15 protein-coding genes and 1 riboswitch are annotated in these 16028 nt (G+C 69.8%); of the genes, 4 read left to right on the top strand and 11 right to left on the bottom strand.

Translation table 11 applies throughout. The annotated features are described in order from the left end of the window. Positions 1–82: 82 nt before the first annotated feature. Positions 83–158: riboswitch (S-adenosyl-L-homocysteine riboswitch) on the bottom strand. Positions 159–294: 136 nt separating this feature from the next. Together QTI51_RS23315 and QTI51_RS23320 are read left to right on the top strand one after the other, a co-directional pair. Further along, complete coding sequence (locus QTI51_RS23315; RefSeq protein WP_116911610.1) at positions 295–1320, top strand: esterase/lipase family protein; 1026 nt, start codon at positions 295–297, stop codon at positions 1318–1320. Between the two features lie 10 nt (positions 1321–1330). Beyond that, positions 1331–2278, top strand: a complete 948-nt coding sequence (locus QTI51_RS23320) for a lipase secretion chaperone (RefSeq protein WP_116911611.1) — start codon at positions 1331–1333, stop codon at positions 2276–2278. 12 nt (positions 2279–2290) lie between these two features. Here QTI51_RS23320 and QTI51_RS23325 read toward each other — a convergent pair whose 3' ends face one another. Beyond that, on the bottom strand, positions 2291–2728 hold the full coding sequence (locus tag QTI51_RS23325; RefSeq protein ID WP_116911612.1) for a PACE efflux transporter: 438 nt from the start codon (positions 2726–2728) through the stop codon (positions 2291–2293). Between the two features lie 103 nt (positions 2729–2831). Here QTI51_RS23325 and QTI51_RS23330 point away from each other — a divergent pair, with 103 nt between their 5' ends. Continuing rightward, complete coding sequence (locus QTI51_RS23330; RefSeq protein ID WP_286516145.1) at positions 2832–3770, top strand: LysR family transcriptional regulator; 939 nt, start codon at positions 2832–2834, stop codon at positions 3768–3770. A gap of 21 nt (positions 3771–3791) precedes the next feature. Here the strand turns inward: QTI51_RS23330 and QTI51_RS23335 are convergent, their stop codons facing one another. Together QTI51_RS23335 and QTI51_RS23340 are read right to left on the bottom strand one after the other, a co-directional pair. Then, entirely contained in the window at positions 3792–4541 is a 750-nt protein-coding gene (locus tag QTI51_RS23335; protein ID WP_116911614.1) for an SH3 domain-containing protein, read from the bottom strand. Positions 4542–4653: 112 nt separating this feature from the next. Then, positions 4654–5706 (bottom strand): homocysteine S-methyltransferase family protein, encoded by a 1053-nt coding sequence (locus tag QTI51_RS23340; RefSeq protein ID WP_116911615.1) that lies wholly within the window; start codon positions 5704–5706, stop codon positions 4654–4656. 140 nt (positions 5707–5846) lie between these two features. Here QTI51_RS23340 and QTI51_RS23345 point away from each other — a divergent pair, with 140 nt between their 5' ends. Continuing rightward, complete coding sequence (locus tag QTI51_RS23345) at positions 5847–7733, top strand: DUF1963 domain-containing protein (protein WP_165840412.1); 1887 nt, start codon at positions 5847–5849, stop codon at positions 7731–7733. Between the two features lie 83 nt (positions 7734–7816). On the opposite strand, the gene hutG is transcribed toward QTI51_RS23345, so the two are convergent. From hutG to hutU, 8 genes are all read right to left on the bottom strand, one after another. Then, on the bottom strand, positions 7817–8650 hold the full coding sequence (gene hutG, locus QTI51_RS23350) for an N-formylglutamate deformylase (protein ID WP_116911617.1): 834 nt from the start codon (positions 8648–8650) through the stop codon (positions 7817–7819). 7 nt (positions 8651–8657) lie between these two features. Next, positions 8658–10040 (bottom strand): formimidoylglutamate deiminase, encoded by a 1383-nt coding sequence (locus QTI51_RS23355; RefSeq protein WP_116911618.1) that lies wholly within the window; start codon positions 10038–10040, stop codon positions 8658–8660. Between the two features lie 3 nt (positions 10041–10043). Further along, a complete protein-coding gene (gene hutI, locus QTI51_RS23360; RefSeq protein ID WP_116911619.1) occupies positions 10044–11273 on the bottom strand; it encodes an imidazolonepropionase in 1230 nt (409 codons plus the stop codon). Positions 11274–11300: 27 nt separating this feature from the next. Continuing rightward, entirely contained in the window at positions 11301–11873 is a 573-nt protein-coding gene (locus tag QTI51_RS23365) for a HutD/Ves family protein (protein WP_116911620.1), read from the bottom strand. Beyond that, positions 11870–12538 (bottom strand): amino acid ABC transporter permease, encoded by a 669-nt coding sequence (locus QTI51_RS23370; RefSeq protein WP_116911621.1) that lies wholly within the window; start codon positions 12536–12538, stop codon positions 11870–11872. Before QTI51_RS23370 ends, QTI51_RS23365 begins: the two co-directional genes overlap by 4 nt. An 18-nt stretch (positions 12539–12556) precedes the next feature. Then, positions 12557–13318, bottom strand: coding sequence for a transporter substrate-binding domain-containing protein (locus QTI51_RS23375; RefSeq protein ID WP_286516144.1), 762 nt, complete (start codon positions 13316–13318; stop codon positions 12557–12559). Between the two features lie 54 nt (positions 13319–13372). Then, a complete protein-coding gene (locus QTI51_RS23380; RefSeq protein ID WP_116911623.1) occupies positions 13373–14104 on the bottom strand; it encodes an IclR family transcriptional regulator in 732 nt (243 codons plus the stop codon). Positions 14105–14271: 167 nt separating this feature from the next. Beyond that, a complete protein-coding gene (hutU, locus tag QTI51_RS23385; RefSeq protein ID WP_116911624.1) occupies positions 14272–16008 on the bottom strand; it encodes a urocanate hydratase in 1737 nt (578 codons plus the stop codon). Between the last annotated feature and the right edge of the window lie 20 nt (positions 16009–16028).

Here is a 16028-nt window from a genome sequence, read left to right on the forward strand (position 1 = left end):
CGGAAGCGAGGAGTCGGGAGCGGAATCTGAAGCTGAAGACGGAGCGGAAATCTGGGACATGGCCTCACCTGCGGAAGAGTCGAACAGGCGAGCGTCGTTGTCGCCCCAAGCCTGACGGAAGGCCTGCGAGGCCCACCGCTGCAACGCTCCTTGGGAAGTCGGGCATTTTAGGGCGATTCGAAATGTGCCGGGGGGAAACCCCAGTTTCATTCCAGGGGCTGCGCCACAGAATCCGCCCAGTTGTTTTCGAACGACCGTTCGTTTTTCGAGCAACGCCAAAGGGAGAGAGCCAAAATGGCCAGAGACAACCATGCATCGCTGCGGCCTGCAGCCAAACCCGTGCGCCCGGCGCGCGCCGTCGTGTTCCGCTGCGGCCTCGCTGCCGTGGCCGCAGCGACGGCCTTCGCGCTGCCGGCCCGCGCCACCACCGACGAAGCCAGGACCAGATACCCCATCGTGCTGGTCCACGGCCTGCTCGGTTTCGACAACGTGCTGGGCGTGGACTACTTCTACGGCATTCGGGGCGCGCTGGTCCAGGCGGGCGGCAAGATCTACGTGGCCAAGCTCTCGGGCACCAACACCTCCGAGGTGCGCGGCGAGCAGCTGCTGAAAGAGCTGCGCACGCTGCGCGCGCTCTCGCAGAACCCCTTGCAGAAGTACAACCTGATCGGCCACTCCCAAGGCGCGCCCACCGCGCGCTACGTGGCGGCCGTGGCGCCGGACCTGGTCGCGTCGGTCACTTCGGTGAGCGGCACGAACGGCGGCTCGAAGGTGGCCGACCTGCTGGCCTCGCTGCGCCCGGGCGGCTTTCTCCAGACCGTGGCGCTGAAGGTCGTCAACCACTGGAACCGCACGGTCGGCGTGCTGTCGGGCCGGAACACGAGCGACTACCCCGAGGCTCCGCTGAACGCCCTGGCCTCGCTCACCACCGCGGGCGGCGCGGCCTTCGACCGCAAGTTTCCGCAGGCGCGCCCGCCGGCGGGGTCGTCGTGCGACGTGAAGAGCGGCGCGTCGGTGGTCGACGGCGTGCGCTACTACTCGTGGGCCGGCGCGTCGACCGGCTTCAACCTGTTCGACCTGAGCGACTTTCCGCTCCAGGCGCTGGGCACCTTCGCCTTCTTCGGCGAGGCCAACGACGGGCTGGTCGCCACCTGCACCACCCGGCTCGGCACCCACCTGGGCGACTACCGCCAGAACCACCTGGACGCGATCAACCAGGTGCTCGGCAACACCTACGGCAGCGTCTTTCCGTACCGCGAGAAGAAGGTGCCCGCGATCTACACGGAGCACGCGGAGCGGCTGAAGAGCGCGGGCCTTTGAGCGCATTCGCATGCACACGCGCACGCGCTTGATGTTCTGGGGCGCGGGCTGCGCGGTGCTGATCGGCATCGGCGGCTGGCTGGCGGCGGAGCCCACCGCGGGCGAGCCGGCGGCCGGCCGCGCCGATGCCGCGGCGGCAACGGGCGCTGTGCCGTCCACCGCGCGGTCGGCTGTTCCAGCGACCACCGCGCCGGCGGCCCCCGACGCTCCCGACGCGCTGCTGAACGACGCGCTTGTCGCCATCTTCGAGCGCGTCCTCCACGAAGCCCAGGCCGACAGCAAGGCCGTGCTGATGGCCAGGGCCCCCGCCCTGCTCGCCAAGTACCTGCGCGAAGACTGGCGCGTGCGCGCGCTCGGCCTGTTCGAGCGCTATGTCGACCTGCAGGAAGCGATGCGCGCCATGCCGCCGCCGGTGCCCGGCGACCCCGCGTACCTGCGCCGCGCGCTGCAGGCCCAGGACGCGCTGCGCCGCCAGTTCTTCAGGCCCGAGGAAATCGAAGGCCTGTTCGGCGAGCAGATGCGCCAGGACCACTTCATGGCCGACAAGATGGAGGCGCTGGCCAACCCCGCGCTCACGCCCGAGCAGCGTGCCGCCGCGCTCGAGCACAGCGAGCAGGCCTGGCTGTCGCCGGCCCAGCGCGAGGCCCGCAAGGAGGCCGTGGCGCATGTCGACGCCATGCGCCAGACCGAGGCGCTGGAGGCGCGCGGCGCGAGCCCCCAGGAGCGCTTTGCCGAGCGCAGCAAGACCCATGGCCACGAGGCGGCGCGCAACCTGGCGACGCTCGACCAGCAAGACCACGAATGGAACGCCCGCCTCGACCGCTACGCCGGCGCTTCGGAGGCTGAGAAAACGCAGTTGCGCGAAACGCTGTTCAACGAGGCCGAGCAGCTGCGCCTGAACGGCGCCCTGGCCCTGCGCGCCACCGGCCAGCCCAAGCCGGCGGACAGTGGCAGCTAAGTAAGCGCAGGCTTACGCGGGCTGGCACTCCCCTGTGGCCGAGGCCGGCAGGCCGAAGGCCCGGTCGAAGGCCCAGTTGAAGACGAAGGTGTAGACCAGGAAGAACACCACCAGCCCCAGGTCCATCACCAGCGCCTGCCACAGCGACACGCCCAGGCCCCAGGCGAACATGGGCACCAGGAAGGCGATCAGCCCGCCCTCGAAGCCGATGGCGTGGGCAATGCGGCGGCGCACGCTGCGCCCGCGCACGGCCTGGCGCGACTCCCAGCGCTCGAACAACCAGTTGAAAACCAGGTTCCAGATCACCGCGATGACCGAGGCGGCCACCGCCAGCACGCCCGAATGGCCGAGGCCGGCGTCCGTCATGAGCGCCAGCCCGGCGCTGGCCGCGACGATGGCAATGCCTTCGTAAAGGCTGATGTAGACGATGCGACGTTGAATGCCCTGCATGACTTTTCTCTTCGGTTTCTGACTGTGATGACTGGACTTTATGTGCCATGCGCTGATATAAAAAGTTAACTTGTTTCAGTTTTATTGACAGATCGGAGGCCGCATGGCTTTCTCCAGCGACAACGTCGAGGTCTTCCTGGCCGTGATCGACCAGGGCTCGTTCTCCGCCGCGGCGCGGGCTCTGCGCAAGGTGCCGTCGGCCGTGAGCATGGCCATTGCCAACCTGGAGGCCGAGCTCGACCTGCCCCTGTTCGACCGCAGCGGCCGCGAGCCCCAGCCCACGCCCGCCGCGCGCTCGCTGGAGCCGCAGGCGCGGCTGCTGGCCTCGCAGCTCAGGCAGCTGCAGGTGCAGGCGCTGGCGCTCACGCAGGGGCTGGAAGACCGGCTCACCATCGCCATCGCGCCCGAGCTGCTGGCCGCGCCCTGGAGCGGCCCGCTGGCCGAGCTGGCGCGCGAGCATCCGCTGCTGCAGGTCGAGGTGCTGGCCGCGCCGCAGGCCGACGCGCTGGCCCTGCTGCACAGCGGGCGCGCGCAACTGGCGCTGGTGTTCGAGCGTCCGAGCCTGGACGGCCGCGAGGGTTTCCAGGAAGTGGGCAGCGACCTGATGGTGGCCGTCATCGCGCCCGACCATCCGGTGCTCGCCACCAACGGCGGCCGGCTGCGCGAAGACCACCTGACCAACACCCGCCAGATCGTCGTGGCCGGGCGCGACCTGGCCACCAGCGACCCGCGCTTCGTGTTCGCGCGCCACGTCTGGCGCACCGACAACGCGCTGGCCGCGCTGAGCCTGATCACCGCCGGGCTGGGCTGGGGCTGGCTGCAACGCAACTTCGCCAAGCCGCACGTGGCGGCCGGCGCGCTCATCGAGATTCCGTTCGAAAACCTCAGCAACGGGCTCGATCTGTGGGTCGACGTGGTGTGGTCGCGCGAGCGGCCGCTGGGGCTGGGCGCGCAGCGCTTCGTGTCGCTGATCGGGCGCGACCGGCAGGCGGCGAACACCTGCAGCGAGAAGCCAGGCGGCGTGAAGACCGGCGCGCTCTAGCCGCCGGTGGCCGCGCCGGTGTCAGCGGCCATAGCCGCCGCCGTGTCCTCCGCCGCCGTGGCCACCGCCATGCCCACCCCCGCCCGGCCCGCCACCGTGCGGGCGCCCACCGCCATGACCCCCGCCACCCGGGTGCGGATGCGGCATGCCCGGCGGCGGCCCGGGGCGGAACCCCGGCTGGGGCCGCGGCGGCCGGAAGCCCGGGTCGACCGGCGGACGAAAGCCCGGCGCGGGCGGGGGGCGGAACCCGGGTCCCGGTGGCCTATAACCCGGCCCCGGCCCCGGCCCCGGCCGCCACGGATGCGGCTGCCAGCCGGGGCGCACCGGCGGCGGCGGGCGCCAGCCCGTCACCGGGGGCGGCGGCCGGTTGCCCCACCAGCGGCGGTCGCCGTACCAGGGCCGGTCGCGGTAGTAGTCGGCCCAGTAGCTGCCGATGGCAAAGCCGACGATCGGCACGCCGATCAGGGCGCCGTACGTGGCCAGCGGCACGCGCTGGTCCTGGTAGGCGTAGTCGAGGTTGCGCGACCAGACCCAGCCGCGCTCGCCGTCGGGCAGCACCACGTCGCACCAGCCGTAGCCGTTGGTGCAGCCGACCACGTCCAGCGGCTGGCCCGGCGCCAGCTGCGTCACCAGCGGGTAGTCGCCCGAGGGGCCGGCGCGCATGTTGACCGTGCCGCGGGTGAAGGCCTGTTGTGCCGTGGCCGCCAGCGGCACGGCCAGGGCCAATGCCAGCGCGCCGGCGCCGGTCCAGCGCCAGGAAAGTGGGTTCATGAAAGATCTCCTTGCACCCAGCGTAGGCAGGGAGCAACAAGCCGTCAATCAGCCCGAAACGCTTAGTGGCGGGACGCCGGCGAGGCGAGATCGCTCACACGGCTTTGGCTTCTCACGCCGCTTCCTGGTAGAAGCCGTTGCTGCCACCGCCCAGCACACGGCCCGCCACCGGCGCCACGGCCCGGCCGATGGCCGCGATGTGGTCCGGCGTGGTGCCGCAGCAGCCGCCCACGATGTTCACCAGCCCCGCCGACGCGAACTCGTGCAGCAGGCGCGAGGTGACGTCGGGCGTCTCGTCGAAGCCGGTGTCGCTCATCGGGTTGGGCAGGCCGGCGTTGGGGTAGCAACTGATGAAGGTGTCGCCCGCCACGCGCGCCAGCTCCTGGATGTACGGGCGCATCAGCGCCGCGCCCAGCGCGCAGTTCAGGCCCACGGCCAGCGGCTGCGCATGGCGCACGCTGTGCCAGAAGGCGGTCACGGTCTGCCCGCTCAGGATGCGGCCCGAGGCGTCGGTCACCGTGCCGCTGATGATGAGCGGCAGGCGCTGGCCGCTGTTGTCGAAATACTCGTCCACCGCGAACAGCGCGGCCTTGGCGTTGAGCGTGTCGAAGATGGTCTCGACCAGGATCACGTCGGCGCCGCCTTCGACCAGCGCCTCGGTCTGCTCGTAGTACGCCGCGCGCAGCGACTCGAAGTCGACGTTGCGCGCGCCGGGGTCGTTCACGTCGGGGCTGATGCTCGCCGTCTTGGGCGTCGGGCCCAGGGCGCCGGCCACGAAGCGCGGCTTGTCGGGCGTGCTGAACTTGTCGCAGGCCGCGCGCGCCAGCTTGGCGGATTCGAGGTTCATCTCGCGCGCCAGGTGGGCCATCTTGTAGTCCTCCTGCGCGATGGTGGTGGCGCCGAAGGTGTTGGTCTCGATGAGGTCGGCACCGGCCGCGAGATAGCCCTCGTGGATGTCGCGGATCACGTCGGGCCGCGTGAGCGAGAGCAGCTCGTTGTTGCCCTTCACGTCGCGCTCGAAGTCCTTGAAGCGCTCGCCGCGGTACTGTTCTTCGGTGAGCTTGAAGCGCTGGATCATCGTGCCCATGGCGCCGTCGAGGATGGCGATGCGCTTTGCGAGGATGCCGGGCAAGGCCTGGCCGCGGGTGTAGACGATGGGCTTCATAGCCTCCGATTGTAGAAACGAGCCCATCGCCCCGTTCCGCCCCGGGACTTGGGGCCGGGCCCCCGGCCTTGGTCTTGCCCATGCCTTGCCGGTCTGGCAAGGTCGGGCGCAGGCACCCGGCGCTTTCCATCTTCATCTCCATGCAAGAAGACATCTTCCAGGTCGGCGACGCGCACTTCGCGTTCACCGCGCAAACCTCGGCCAGCTTCGTCGACGGCGGCATGCAGTTCGAGCTGCACACGGCCCCCGTGGCGTTCGACGCGGCGCTGCACGCACCCGCCTTCCAGCCCGACGACGTGGACAACCCTTCACCGGGCCTGGTCGCGCCGCAGTTCGGCACCTACGGCGCGTTCTTCTTCCACGACAAGACCGGCGAAGCGCTGCGCACGGTGCAGATGCCGCAGCACCAGCCGGCCACCTTCGACTTTCACCTGTACGAGCGCGGCTTTGCGCTCGACAGCTTCCACGGCACGGTGACGCTGACGCCTTCTTGCATCGAGCTGCGGGGCGACATGCGATCGCGCTACGACGACGGCAAGCGCGTTCCCATCCACATCCGCAAGGCTTTCACGCCCGGCGAAGTGAGCTTGCAACCGCACACCTACATGAGCCTTGCCGAAGCCGCCGAGGTGCCGCCCGAACGCGTGCGTCGGCTGCTGATCCAGCAACCGTGGCAAGGCGACACGCCGAAGATCGACACCTTTCCGCCCGAGATCCTGCAGTTCGAGAACCTCGAGTTCCTGTCGCTGCAATTCATGTCGCCGGCGCACGCGACTTTCACCGCCTTGCCCGATGCGTTCTGTTCGCTGTCGTCGTTGAAAGAGCTGTTCGTGCGCGGCTCGGCCATCGAGCACCTGCCCGAGAACTTCGGTGCGCTCGGGCAGCTCGAGGCGCTGTTCCTGCAGTACGGCAAGCTGCGCGACCTGCCCGACAGCATCGGCCGCCTCACGCGGCTGCAGCGGCTGGTGCTGCCAGGCAACGCGCTCGCCACCTTGCCCGACTGCGTCGGCCACCTGCCGGCGCTGACGCTGTTGAACGTCGAGAAGAACCCCTTCGTCTCGCTGCCGGCGTCGCTGAAGAAAATCAGGAAGGTCACGCTCGAGAACAAGCTCAAGGCGCTGTACCTGGACATCCGCTATCGGCCCGACATCGACGTGGCGCTGGCGCCAGAAAGCTTCCTGGCGCGCGACAGCGCGGAGCACGCGGCCCTGCTGGAAGCCGCCTGCGCCCGGCACAAGCTCAAGCGCTACCTGCCCGCGCTGCTGCGCCTGGCCCGCAACGCCGTGTGCTACCGCACGACCGAGCCGGAAGACCATGCGCACAAGGGCAACACGCGTTTCGGCGGCGCGCCCGACCTGCCGCCCGACATCGAGTTTCCCCGCGCGGAAGACGGCACGCACTGGCGCTTCTATGCGCAGCTGCGCCTGGCCGACATCGCCGAGTTGCAGCCCTGGCTGCCGCGCGACGGCATGCTCTATTTTTTCGGCGAGGACCAGGAGGAGCTGCAGAAGCACCGCGTGATCCACTCGACCGCTCCCGCCTCGTCGCTGCGGACCTACGTGTACCCCGACGACGCCACGTTCGAGAACGGCGACGTGTTCCCTGGCTTCAAGGCGGTCGCCACCGCGACCGTGTCGGTGCCCAGCCTCTACAACGCACGCGACCGGTTGATCGGCCGCGACGCGGTGCTGTTGAACATCGAGGACAACGACAAGCTGCAGAAGGCCTACGGGGCGCTGCAGGAAGAGCTGTCAGGAAAGAGCGCGGAGCGTGTGGAAAGCGGCAGGCGAGACGACTGCCACCTCGTCAACGCGCACGTGTTCACGCAGCACGAATCGCCCGAGGAGCAGGCGTCGGCCGAGCGCGGCGGGCTGCCCGGCGAATGGGTCAACCTGCTGATGCTCGCGTCGGACAACCGGCCCGGCTTCTGCTTCTGGGACGCGGGCACGCTCTGCTTCAGCATCCACATGAAGGACCTGGCGCTCGGCGATTTCTCCAGGACCTTTGTGAGCCTGGAAAGCAGCTGAGGCCAGCGCGCCGCGCGCGCGTTGTCGACTCAGCGCGCCGCACGCGCGTCGTCGACTCAGCGTGCCGCGCGCGCGTTCTCGACTCAGCGCGCCGAGCGCGCCTCGGCGAACGCCAGCACCGCTTCCAGCATGTCGCGCACATACGGCTTCACGCCCGCCGCCACCTGGGGCAGGTAGTCGAACGGCAGCTGCTCCTGCATGTAGCTCGACTGCGTCATCTCCAGCTGCACCGCGTGCACGCCGCCGGCCGGGTTGCCGTACTGGCGCGTGATATGGCCGCCCTTGAAGCGGCCGTTGAGCACGCCGGTGTAGCCCTTGGCCGAGCTGGCGATGCGCAGCAGCGTCTCGGCCAGCGCCGGGTCGCAGCTGGTGCCGTTGCCGGTGCCCAGGTTCAGGTCGGGCAGCTTGCCCTCGAAGAAGCGCGGCAGCACCGAGCGGATGGAGTGCGCGTCCCACAGCGCGGCCACGCCATGCTGCGTGCGGATGCGCGCGAGCTCTTCGGCCAGCTTGGCGTGGTACGGCTGCCAGACGGCGTCGCGGCGCTGCGCGATTTCGTCGTCGCCCGGCACGTCGGCGGGGTTCGCATACACGGGCGTGTCGTCGAAGGTGTCGACCGGGCACAGGCCGGTCACGCTCTGGCCCGGGTACAGGCTGGCGCCGTCCGGCGGGCGGTTCAGGTCGACCACGTAGCGCGAGTGCGTGGCCACCAGCACCGAGGCGCCCAGCGCATCGGCGAAGTCGTAGAGCTGTTCCAGGTGCCAGTCGGTGTCGGGCACGTGGCGCGCCTCGTCGGTGAAGCGCGCGGCCAGCGCGGGCGGCACGTGCGTGCCCACGTGCGGCATCGAAATCAGCAGCGGCCGCGTGCCCTGGCGGAAGCGGAACGCCGGTTCGGTGGTGGTGAAAGCCGAGGTGGCCATGGGTCTGTCAATCCTTGAGTAGTTGGGTGCGCGCGGCCACGAAGGCCGCCGCGGCGTCGCCGTGCAGCGCATGTCGGCCGGCCGAGACGCGCGGGCGGCCGGCCACCCACACGGTGTCGATGGCCGAGGTGCGGTGGCTCGCGAAGACGTGGGCCGACAGCATATCGGGCGCCGACAGGCCCTGCAGCGCCAGGTGCGCTGCGTCGAGCAGCACGAAGTCGGCCTGCTGGCCCGCGGCCAGCCCGCCCACGCCGCGGCCCGACGCCTGCGCGCCGCCGCGCACCGCGTCGAGCGTGAACGCCGTGGCGACATGCGGCTGCGCCGCCGTCGCGCCCACGTTGCGCTGGCGCCTGGCCAGGCGCTGGCTGTACTCGAGCATCAACAGCTCTTCGGCCGCGTTCACGCTGGCGTGGCTGTCCGAGCCCACGCCCCATGCGCCGCCGTGGTCGCGCCATTTCGCGAAGTCGAAAATGCCGTCGCCCAGGTTGGCCTCGGTCGTCGGGCACAGGCCGGCCACCGCGCCGCTCTGCGCGGCGTATTCGTACTCGGCGTCGTTCATGTGCGTGGCATGCACCAGGCACCAGCGCGCATCGACCGGCGCATGGTCGAGCAGCCACTCCACCGGGCGCAGGCCGCTCCAGGCCACGCAGTCGTCCACCTCCTTGGTCTGCTCGGCGATGTGGATGTGGATGGGCGCTGTGCGGTCGATGGCGTCCAGCCCCGCGATGGCGTCGCGCAGGCCTTCGGGCGGCACGGCGCGCAGCGAATGCGGCGCCAGGCCCAGGCGAGCGCCCTGCGCGTCGCACACGGGCTTGAGCGCCTCGAGCAGGCGCAGCATCGACTCGGTCGAGCGGATGAAGCGGCGCTGCCCGTCGGTGGGCGGCATGTCGCCGAAGCCGCCGGTCTGGTAGAGCACGGGCAGCAGCGTGAAGCCGATGCCGGTCTTTTGCGCGGCGCGCAGCAGCGCCAGGCTCAAGGTGGCGTCGTCGGCGTAGGGCCGGCCATCGACATCGTGGTGCACGTACTGGAACTCGCACACGCTGGTGTAGCCGGCCTCCAGCATCTCGGCGTAGAGCCAGGTCGCGATGGCTTCCATGTGCTGCGGGCCGAGGCGCGCGGCAAAGCGGTACATCAGCGTGCGCCAGCTCCAGAAGCTGTCGTGCTGCTCGGCGCGGTGCTCGGTCAGCCCGGCGAAGGCGCGCTGGAAGGCGTGCGAATGCAGGTTGGGCATGCCGGGAATCAGCGGGCCATCGACCGATGGCGTGTCGGCGGGGCGCCGGGCATCGGCCTGCACCTGCGTGAGCTGGCCGGCGTCGTTCCATGCCAGCAGCACGTTCTTCGACCAGCCCTGGGGCAGCAGCGCATCGGCTGCGAAAAGCGTGTTCGTCATTCGTCAGGCTCCGATCGCGATACGGCCCTGGCGCACCACGGTACGCACCGGCTGCTGGCCGAACCAGTAGGCCAGCTCCGCCGCCTCGCGCACGTTCCACAGCACGAAGTTGGCGGGCATGCCGGCGGCGATGGCGCCGTGCGTGGCCTGCAGGCCCAGCGCGCGCGCGGCATGCACGGTGACGCCGTCGAGCGCCTCGGGCACGGTCAGGCGGAACAGCGTGCACGCCATGTTCACCATCAGCAGCAGGCTCAGCGCGGGCGAGGTGCCGGGGTTGTGGTCGGTGGACACCGCCATCGGCACGCCCGCGGCGCGCAGCGCGTCGATGGGCGGCAGGTGCGTGTCGCGCAGCGTGTAGTACGCGCCGGGCAGCAGCACGGCGACGGTGCCCGCGCGGCGCATGGCCTCGATGCCGTCCGCGGAGAGGTGTTCGATGTGGTCGCACGAGAGCGCGCCGTAGCGCGCGGCCAGCGCGGCGCCGCCCATGTCCGACAGCTGCTCGGCATGCAGCTTCACCGGCAAGCCCAGCGCCTTCGCGGCCTGGAAGACCTGCTCGGTTTCGGCCAGCGAAAAGGCGATGCGTTCGCAGAACACATCGACCGCGTCGACCAGGCCTTCGGCCGTGAGCGCGGGCAGCATCTCGTTGCAGACGAGGTCGATGTAGTCGGCCGACCCGTGCGGCCGGTCGGCGTATTCGGGCGGCAACGCATGCGCGCCGAGGAAGGTGGTGCGCACCGTCACGCCGTAGGCCTCGCCCAGGCGGCGCGCCACGCGCAGCTGCTTGCGCTCGTGCGCCAGCGACAGGCCGTAGCCCGACTTGATCTCGATGGCGCACACGCCGTCCGCCAGCAGTTGCTCGAGGCGTGGCGCGGCCTGCGCGAACAGCGTGTCTTCATCGGCCTCGCGCGTGGCGCGCACCGACGAGACGATGCCGCCGCCGGCCTTCGCCACCTCTTCGTAGGTCGCGCCCGCGAGCCGCATCGCGAATTCGTTGGCGCGCTGGCCGCCGTACACGAGGTGCGTGTGGCAGTCGACCAGGCCCGCCGTGGCGAGCGCGCCGCCGCCGTCGTGCGGCACGAGCTCGGCGAACTCGGCGGGCAACGCGCTGCGCGGGCCGGCCCAGCGGACCGCGCCCTGGGCGACCGCGATGGCGGCTTCTTCATGCGGCGCGGATGCCAGCCGCAGGCCGGTCCACAGGCCGTCGGCCGAGGGGTAGTTGTTGGCGGAGGTCATCGTGTCTCGCGTCGTGGTTGTCGGGTGTCAGGCCGGCAGGATGCGCACGGCCATCAATCGCGCGCCGGGGCCTTCGGGCGTCGCTTGCCACGCCTGTGCGGCGTCGGCCCAGTGCAGGCCCTCGCCTTCGTGGCATGGCGCGTCGTTCAGGCGCCACGCGCCGCGCAGGGCCAGCAGCACGCCGTGCGGTGCGGGCTCGATGGCCGATGCGCCGTCGAGCACCTTCACGTCCGCACGCCACTGGCCGCGCCGCGTCATCACGTTGAAGTCGGTGGTCAGGCCGCCGCGCATCGTGCAGTCGATGGCCTCGTCGCCGCTGAAGGCGAAGGGCTGCAGCGGCACGTCGAGCGCGTGGTCGATGCGCGCGTCGTGCGTGAAGAGCCGCACCCCGTCGCCTTCGAGCAGCGTGATCACGCGGTCGATGCCCGCGAACACCGAGAACGGGCCGGGCGCCGCGATGGTGGCGATGCTGACGCGCCAGCCGAAGCTGTCGAGCGCCGCGCCTTGCGGCCAGCTAATGATTTCCTGCGTGGTGCCGCCGCCGTTTTTCCAGGGCGTGACAGGCAGGGTGGCGCGTGAGAAACGCTGTGCGCTGTTCATCGCATCAACCCGCCCTGGCGCAGCTTCTGCTCGAAGTGCCTGAGCACCAGCGTCATCGTGCCCGTCAGCACGAAGTACACGACGGCGATCGCCAGGTACACCTCCAGCGACCGGTAAGACACGCTGATGATCTTCTGCCCCTCGTGCATCACGTCGTGAATGGTCAGCAGCGACACCAGCGCCGAGTTCTTGATGAGCGCGATGAACTCGTTGCCCAGCGGCGGAATCATGCGCACCACCGCCTGCGGCAGCACGATCTGGCGCATCGCGGTGCCGGGCGTCATGCCCAGCGACTGCGCGGCCATGGTCTGCCCCTTGTCGATCGACTGGATCGCGCCGCGCACGATCTCCGACACGTACGCGCCCGAGTACACGCCCAGCCCCAGCACGCCGCACAGGAACGCGGGCAGCAGGATGCCGAAGTGCGGCAGCCCGAAGAACAGGATGAACAGCTGCACCAGCAGCGGCGTGCCGCGAATGGCCGCCACGTACGCGGTGCACACGCCGTAGATCCAGCGCCGCTTCGGGTTCAGCCGGCCGATGCCGACCAGCAGGCCCAGCACGCAGCCGAGGGCGAGCGCGCAGGCGGTGATTTCCACCGTGACGAGCGCGCCGCGCAGCAGGTCGGGCCAGCCCTGCCAGACGGGCGAGAAATCGAGATCCATACCGGTGCCGCGCTTTTCTTACTTGGTGCTGGCGCTGAACCACTTCTTCACGATCTGGTCGTAGGTGCCGTCGGCCTTCAGCTTGTCGATGGCGCCGTTCACGGCCTTGGTCAGCTCGGGCGTTTCCTTGCGGATGGCCATGCCGTATTCCTCGGTGGTGATCTGCTCGGGCAGCACCTTCAGGCCGCCGCGCGTGCGCACGTACTGGTAGGCGGCGGGCTTGCCGGTGACGGCGGCGTCGGCGCGGCCGATGTCCACCAGGTTGAACATCTCCTGGTTCTTCTCGACTTCCATCAGCTGCACCTGCGGGTACTTTTCCTTGGTGTACGACACCGACTTGGTGCCCACCTGCACGCTGACCTTCTTGCCGTTGATGTCGGCCGGCGTCTTGATGGCGGTGTTGCCCTCTTTCACCATCACGACCAGGCCGCCCGCGTAGTACGGCACGGTGAAGTCGACGACCTTCTTGCGCTCGTCGGTGATGTAGATGCCCGACACGGCCATGTCGAAGCGCTTCGAGATCAGGCCCGGCACCAGGCCCTTGAAGTCGATGTCGATCCACTCGACCTTGCGGCCCAGTGTCTTGCCGATGGCTTCCACCAGCTCCACGTCGAAGCCGGTGCGCTTGCCGTTCTCCACGAACTCCATGGGCGGGAAAGTGGCGTCGGTGGCCACGCGCAGCGGCTCGCCCTGGGCGTGGGCGCCGGCGGCGAGCCCGAAGAGGCCGGCGAAGGCAAGGCTGGAAAAAGCGGCGGCGACAAGGGTGCGGCGGGTGTTCATGGCAAGGGGGCTTTCGTGGGATGAAAAGAAAGGGAAGAAAGAAGCAGCGCGCAACTACTGCAGGGCGCGGGAGATGCGGGCCGCCGTGACGACGGTCATGTGGAGCAATGCAGCTTCCATGCCCTCGACGCGCGTGAGCGGCGCCATGAGCGTGATCGCGCCGCGCAGGCGCCGCGCGCTGGCGAGCACCGGCGCGCTCGCGCCCCACACGCCGGCGTCGACCTCGCCGTGGGTCACGGCATGGCCGGCTTCGCGGATGGCGTCGAGTTCGGCGGCGCGCTCGGCACGGCGCCCGGGCGTTTCGTCCAGGCCTTCGAGCAGGGCATCGCGCTGGTCGAGCGGCAGGTGCGCCAGCAGGCACTTGGCGCTGGCGCCGTCGCGCGCGGGCACGCTGCGGCCGCGGTCGAAGGAGCAGCGCAGCGACTGCTCGCTGTCGATCATCTCCAGGCACACGACGCGGTCGTTCACCACCGTGACCAGCGCCACGCTCTCGTGCGTCTGCTGCGCCAGCGCGCGCATGTCGGCGCGCGCGGCCATCACGAGGTCGGAGTTGCCGTCGAAGCCGCTGGCCAGCTGCACGCTCACCGGGCCCGGCGAATAGCGGCCGTCGGACTCCATCACGAAGCCCCAGCGCCGCAGCGTGGCGACCTGGCGGTACAGCGTGCTCTGCGACAGGCCGGTGGCCTGCACCAGCTCGGCCGCCGTCATGGCCGACTTGCTCTGCGCCAGCACCGACAGCACGAAGAGCGCGCGGTCGTTGGCGGGCGTGTCGGTCGGGAGGGTCATGGCGGGCAATCTCGGGTCGGGAGTGGAACCGGCGTGCAGTATCTTGCTCGCCGTTCTCACTTCCAAGCCCCTATTCCCAGCGAGTGGGAATGGGCCCGGTTTTTCTTTCTACCTTCTTCTTAGCGTCTTAGCGTCTTAGCGTCTCAGCTTCTCGGCTGCCGGTGCCGTCACTTCACCATCGGCAGCTTCAGGCCCTTGGCCTTGGCCGTGGCCACCGCGATGTCGTAGCCCGCGTCGGCATGGCGCATGACGCCGGTGGCCGGGTCGTTCCACAGCACGCGCTCGATGCGCTTGGCCGCCGCGTCGGTGCCGTCGCACACGATCACCACGCCCGAGTGCTGCGAATAGCCCATGCCCACGCCGCCGCCGTGGTGCAGGCTGACCCAGGTGGCACCGCCCGCGGTGTTGAGCAGCGCGTTCAGCAGCGGCCAGTCGCTCACGGCATCGGTGCCGTCCTTCATGGCTTCGGTCTCGCGGTTGGGGCTGGCCACGGAGCCGGTGTCCAGGTGGTCGCGGCCGATGACGATGGGCGCCTTCAGCTCGCCGTTCTTCACCATCTCGTTGAAGGCCAGGCCCGCGATGTGGCGCTCGCCCAGGCCCAGCCAGCAGATGCGCGCCGGCAGGCCCTGGAAGGCGATGCGCTCGCGCGCCATGTCGAGCCAGCGGTGGGTGTGCGTGTTCTCGGGGAACAGCTCCTTGATCTTGGCGTCGGTCTTGTAGATGTCTTCCGGGTCGCCCGACAGCGCCACCCAGCGGAACGGGCCCTTGCCCTCGCAGAACAGCGGGCGGATGTAGGCGGGCACGAAGCCGGGGAAGTCGAAGGCGTTCTTCACGCCCTCGTCGAAGGCCACCTGGCGGATGTTGTTGCCGTAGTCGACCGTGGGGATGCCCATGGCCTGGAAGTCGAGCATGGCCTGCACGTGCACGGCGCACGACTGCGCGGCGGCCTTCTTCAGCGCGTCGTGCTGCGACGGGTCTTTCATGGCGGCCTGCCATTGCGCAACGCTCCAGCCCGAGGGCAGGTAGCCGTTGATGAGGTCGTGCGCGGAGGTCTGGTCGGTCACCAGATCAGGCTTGTGGCCACCGGCCTTCGCGCGCTTCACCAGCTCGGGAAGGATGTCCGCCGCGTTGCCCAGCAGCGCGATCGACACGGCTTCCTTCGCGTCGGTGTGCTGCTTGATGAGCTCGAAGGCGTGGTCGATGTCGCGCGCCTGCTTGTCGACGTAGCGCGTGCGCAGGCGGAAGTCGATGCTGCTCTGCTGGCATTCGATGTTGAGCGACACCGCGCCCGCCAGCGTGGCCGCCAGCGGCTGCGCGCCGCCCATGCCGCCGAGGCCGGCCGTCAGGATCCATTTGCCCGCGAGGCTGTTGCCGTAGTGCTGGCGGCCGGCTTCGACAAAGGTCTCGAAGGTGCCCTGCACGATGCCCTGGCTGCCGATGTAGATCCAGCTGCCGGCCGTCATCTGGCCGTACATGAACAGGCCCTGGCGGTCGAGCTCGTTGAAGTGTTCCCAGTTGGCCCACTTGGGCACGAGGTTGGAGTTGGCCAGCAGCACGCGCGGAGCGTTCTCGTGCGTCTTGAACACGCCCACCGGCTTGCCCGATTGAATGAGCAGCGTCTCGTCGTCGTTCAGCTCCTTCAGCGACGCCAGGATCTGGTCGTAGCAGGCCCAGTTGCGCGCGGCGCGGCCGATGCCGCCGTACACCACCAGGTCTTGCGGGCGCTCGGCCACCTCGGCGTCGAGGTTGTTCTGCAGCATGCGGAACGGGGCCTCGGTGAGCCAGCTCTTGCAGTTGAGCTCGCTGCCGCGCGGGGCACGGATCACGCGCGTGGGGTCGTGGCGCGGATCGGTGGCGGCAGCCGCATCGGCGGGGTTCAGGGCGAATTTTTCGGGAGCGTTCATGGCTGGGTTCTCCTTGTCGG

This window comes from Variovorax sp. J22G73, from assembly GCF_030317035.1.
GTDB lineage: Bacteria > Pseudomonadota > Gammaproteobacteria > Burkholderiales > Burkholderiaceae_C > Variovorax.

Bases quoted from the DNA above. Each gene is read 5' to 3' on its own strand.
- QTI51_RS23345 (WP_165840412.1), top strand. From the start codon at position 5,847: ATGCAAGAAGACATCTTCCAGGTCGGCGACGCGCACTTCGCGTTCACC.
- QTI51_RS23320 (WP_116911611.1), top strand. From the start codon at position 1,331: ATGCACACGCGCACGCGCTTGATGTTCTGGGGCGCGGGCTGCGCGGTG.
- QTI51_RS23330 (WP_286516145.1), top strand. From the start codon at position 2,832: ATGGCTTTCTCCAGCGACAACGTCGAGGTCTTCCTGGCCGTGATCGAC.
- QTI51_RS23370 (WP_116911621.1), bottom strand. From the start codon at position 12,538: ATGGATCTCGATTTCTCGCCCGTCTGGCAGGGCTGGCCCGACCTGCTG.
- hutU (WP_116911624.1), bottom strand. From the start codon at position 16,008: ATGAACGCTCCCGAAAAATTCGCCCTGAACCCCGCCGATGCGGCTGCC.
- QTI51_RS23335 (WP_116911614.1), bottom strand. From the start codon at position 4,541: ATGAACCCACTTTCCTGGCGCTGGACCGGCGCCGGCGCGCTGGCATTG.
- hutI (WP_116911619.1), bottom strand. From the start codon at position 11,273: ATGACCTCCGCCAACAACTACCCCTCGGCCGACGGCCTGTGGACCGGC.
- QTI51_RS23355 (WP_116911618.1), bottom strand. From the start codon at position 10,040: ATGACGAACACGCTTTTCGCAGCCGATGCGCTGCTGCCCCAGGGCTGG.
- QTI51_RS23340 (WP_116911615.1), bottom strand. From the start codon at position 5,706: ATGAAGCCCATCGTCTACACCCGCGGCCAGGCCTTGCCCGGCATCCTC.
- hutG (WP_116911617.1), bottom strand. From the start codon at position 8,650: ATGGCCACCTCGGCTTTCACCACCACCGAACCGGCGTTCCGCTTCCGC.
- QTI51_RS23375 (WP_286516144.1), bottom strand. From the start codon at position 13,318: ATGAACACCCGCCGCACCCTTGTCGCCGCCGCTTTTTCCAGCCTTGCC.
- QTI51_RS23380 (WP_116911623.1), bottom strand. From the start codon at position 14,104: ATGACCCTCCCGACCGACACGCCCGCCAACGACCGCGCGCTCTTCGTG.
- QTI51_RS23325 (WP_116911612.1), bottom strand. From the start codon at position 2,728: ATGCAGGGCATTCAACGTCGCATCGTCTACATCAGCCTTTACGAAGGC.
- QTI51_RS23315 (WP_116911610.1), top strand. From the start codon at position 295: ATGGCCAGAGACAACCATGCATCGCTGCGGCCTGCAGCCAAACCCGTG.
- QTI51_RS23365 (WP_116911620.1), bottom strand. From the start codon at position 11,873: ATGAACAGCGCACAGCGTTTCTCACGCGCCACCCTGCCTGTCACGCCC.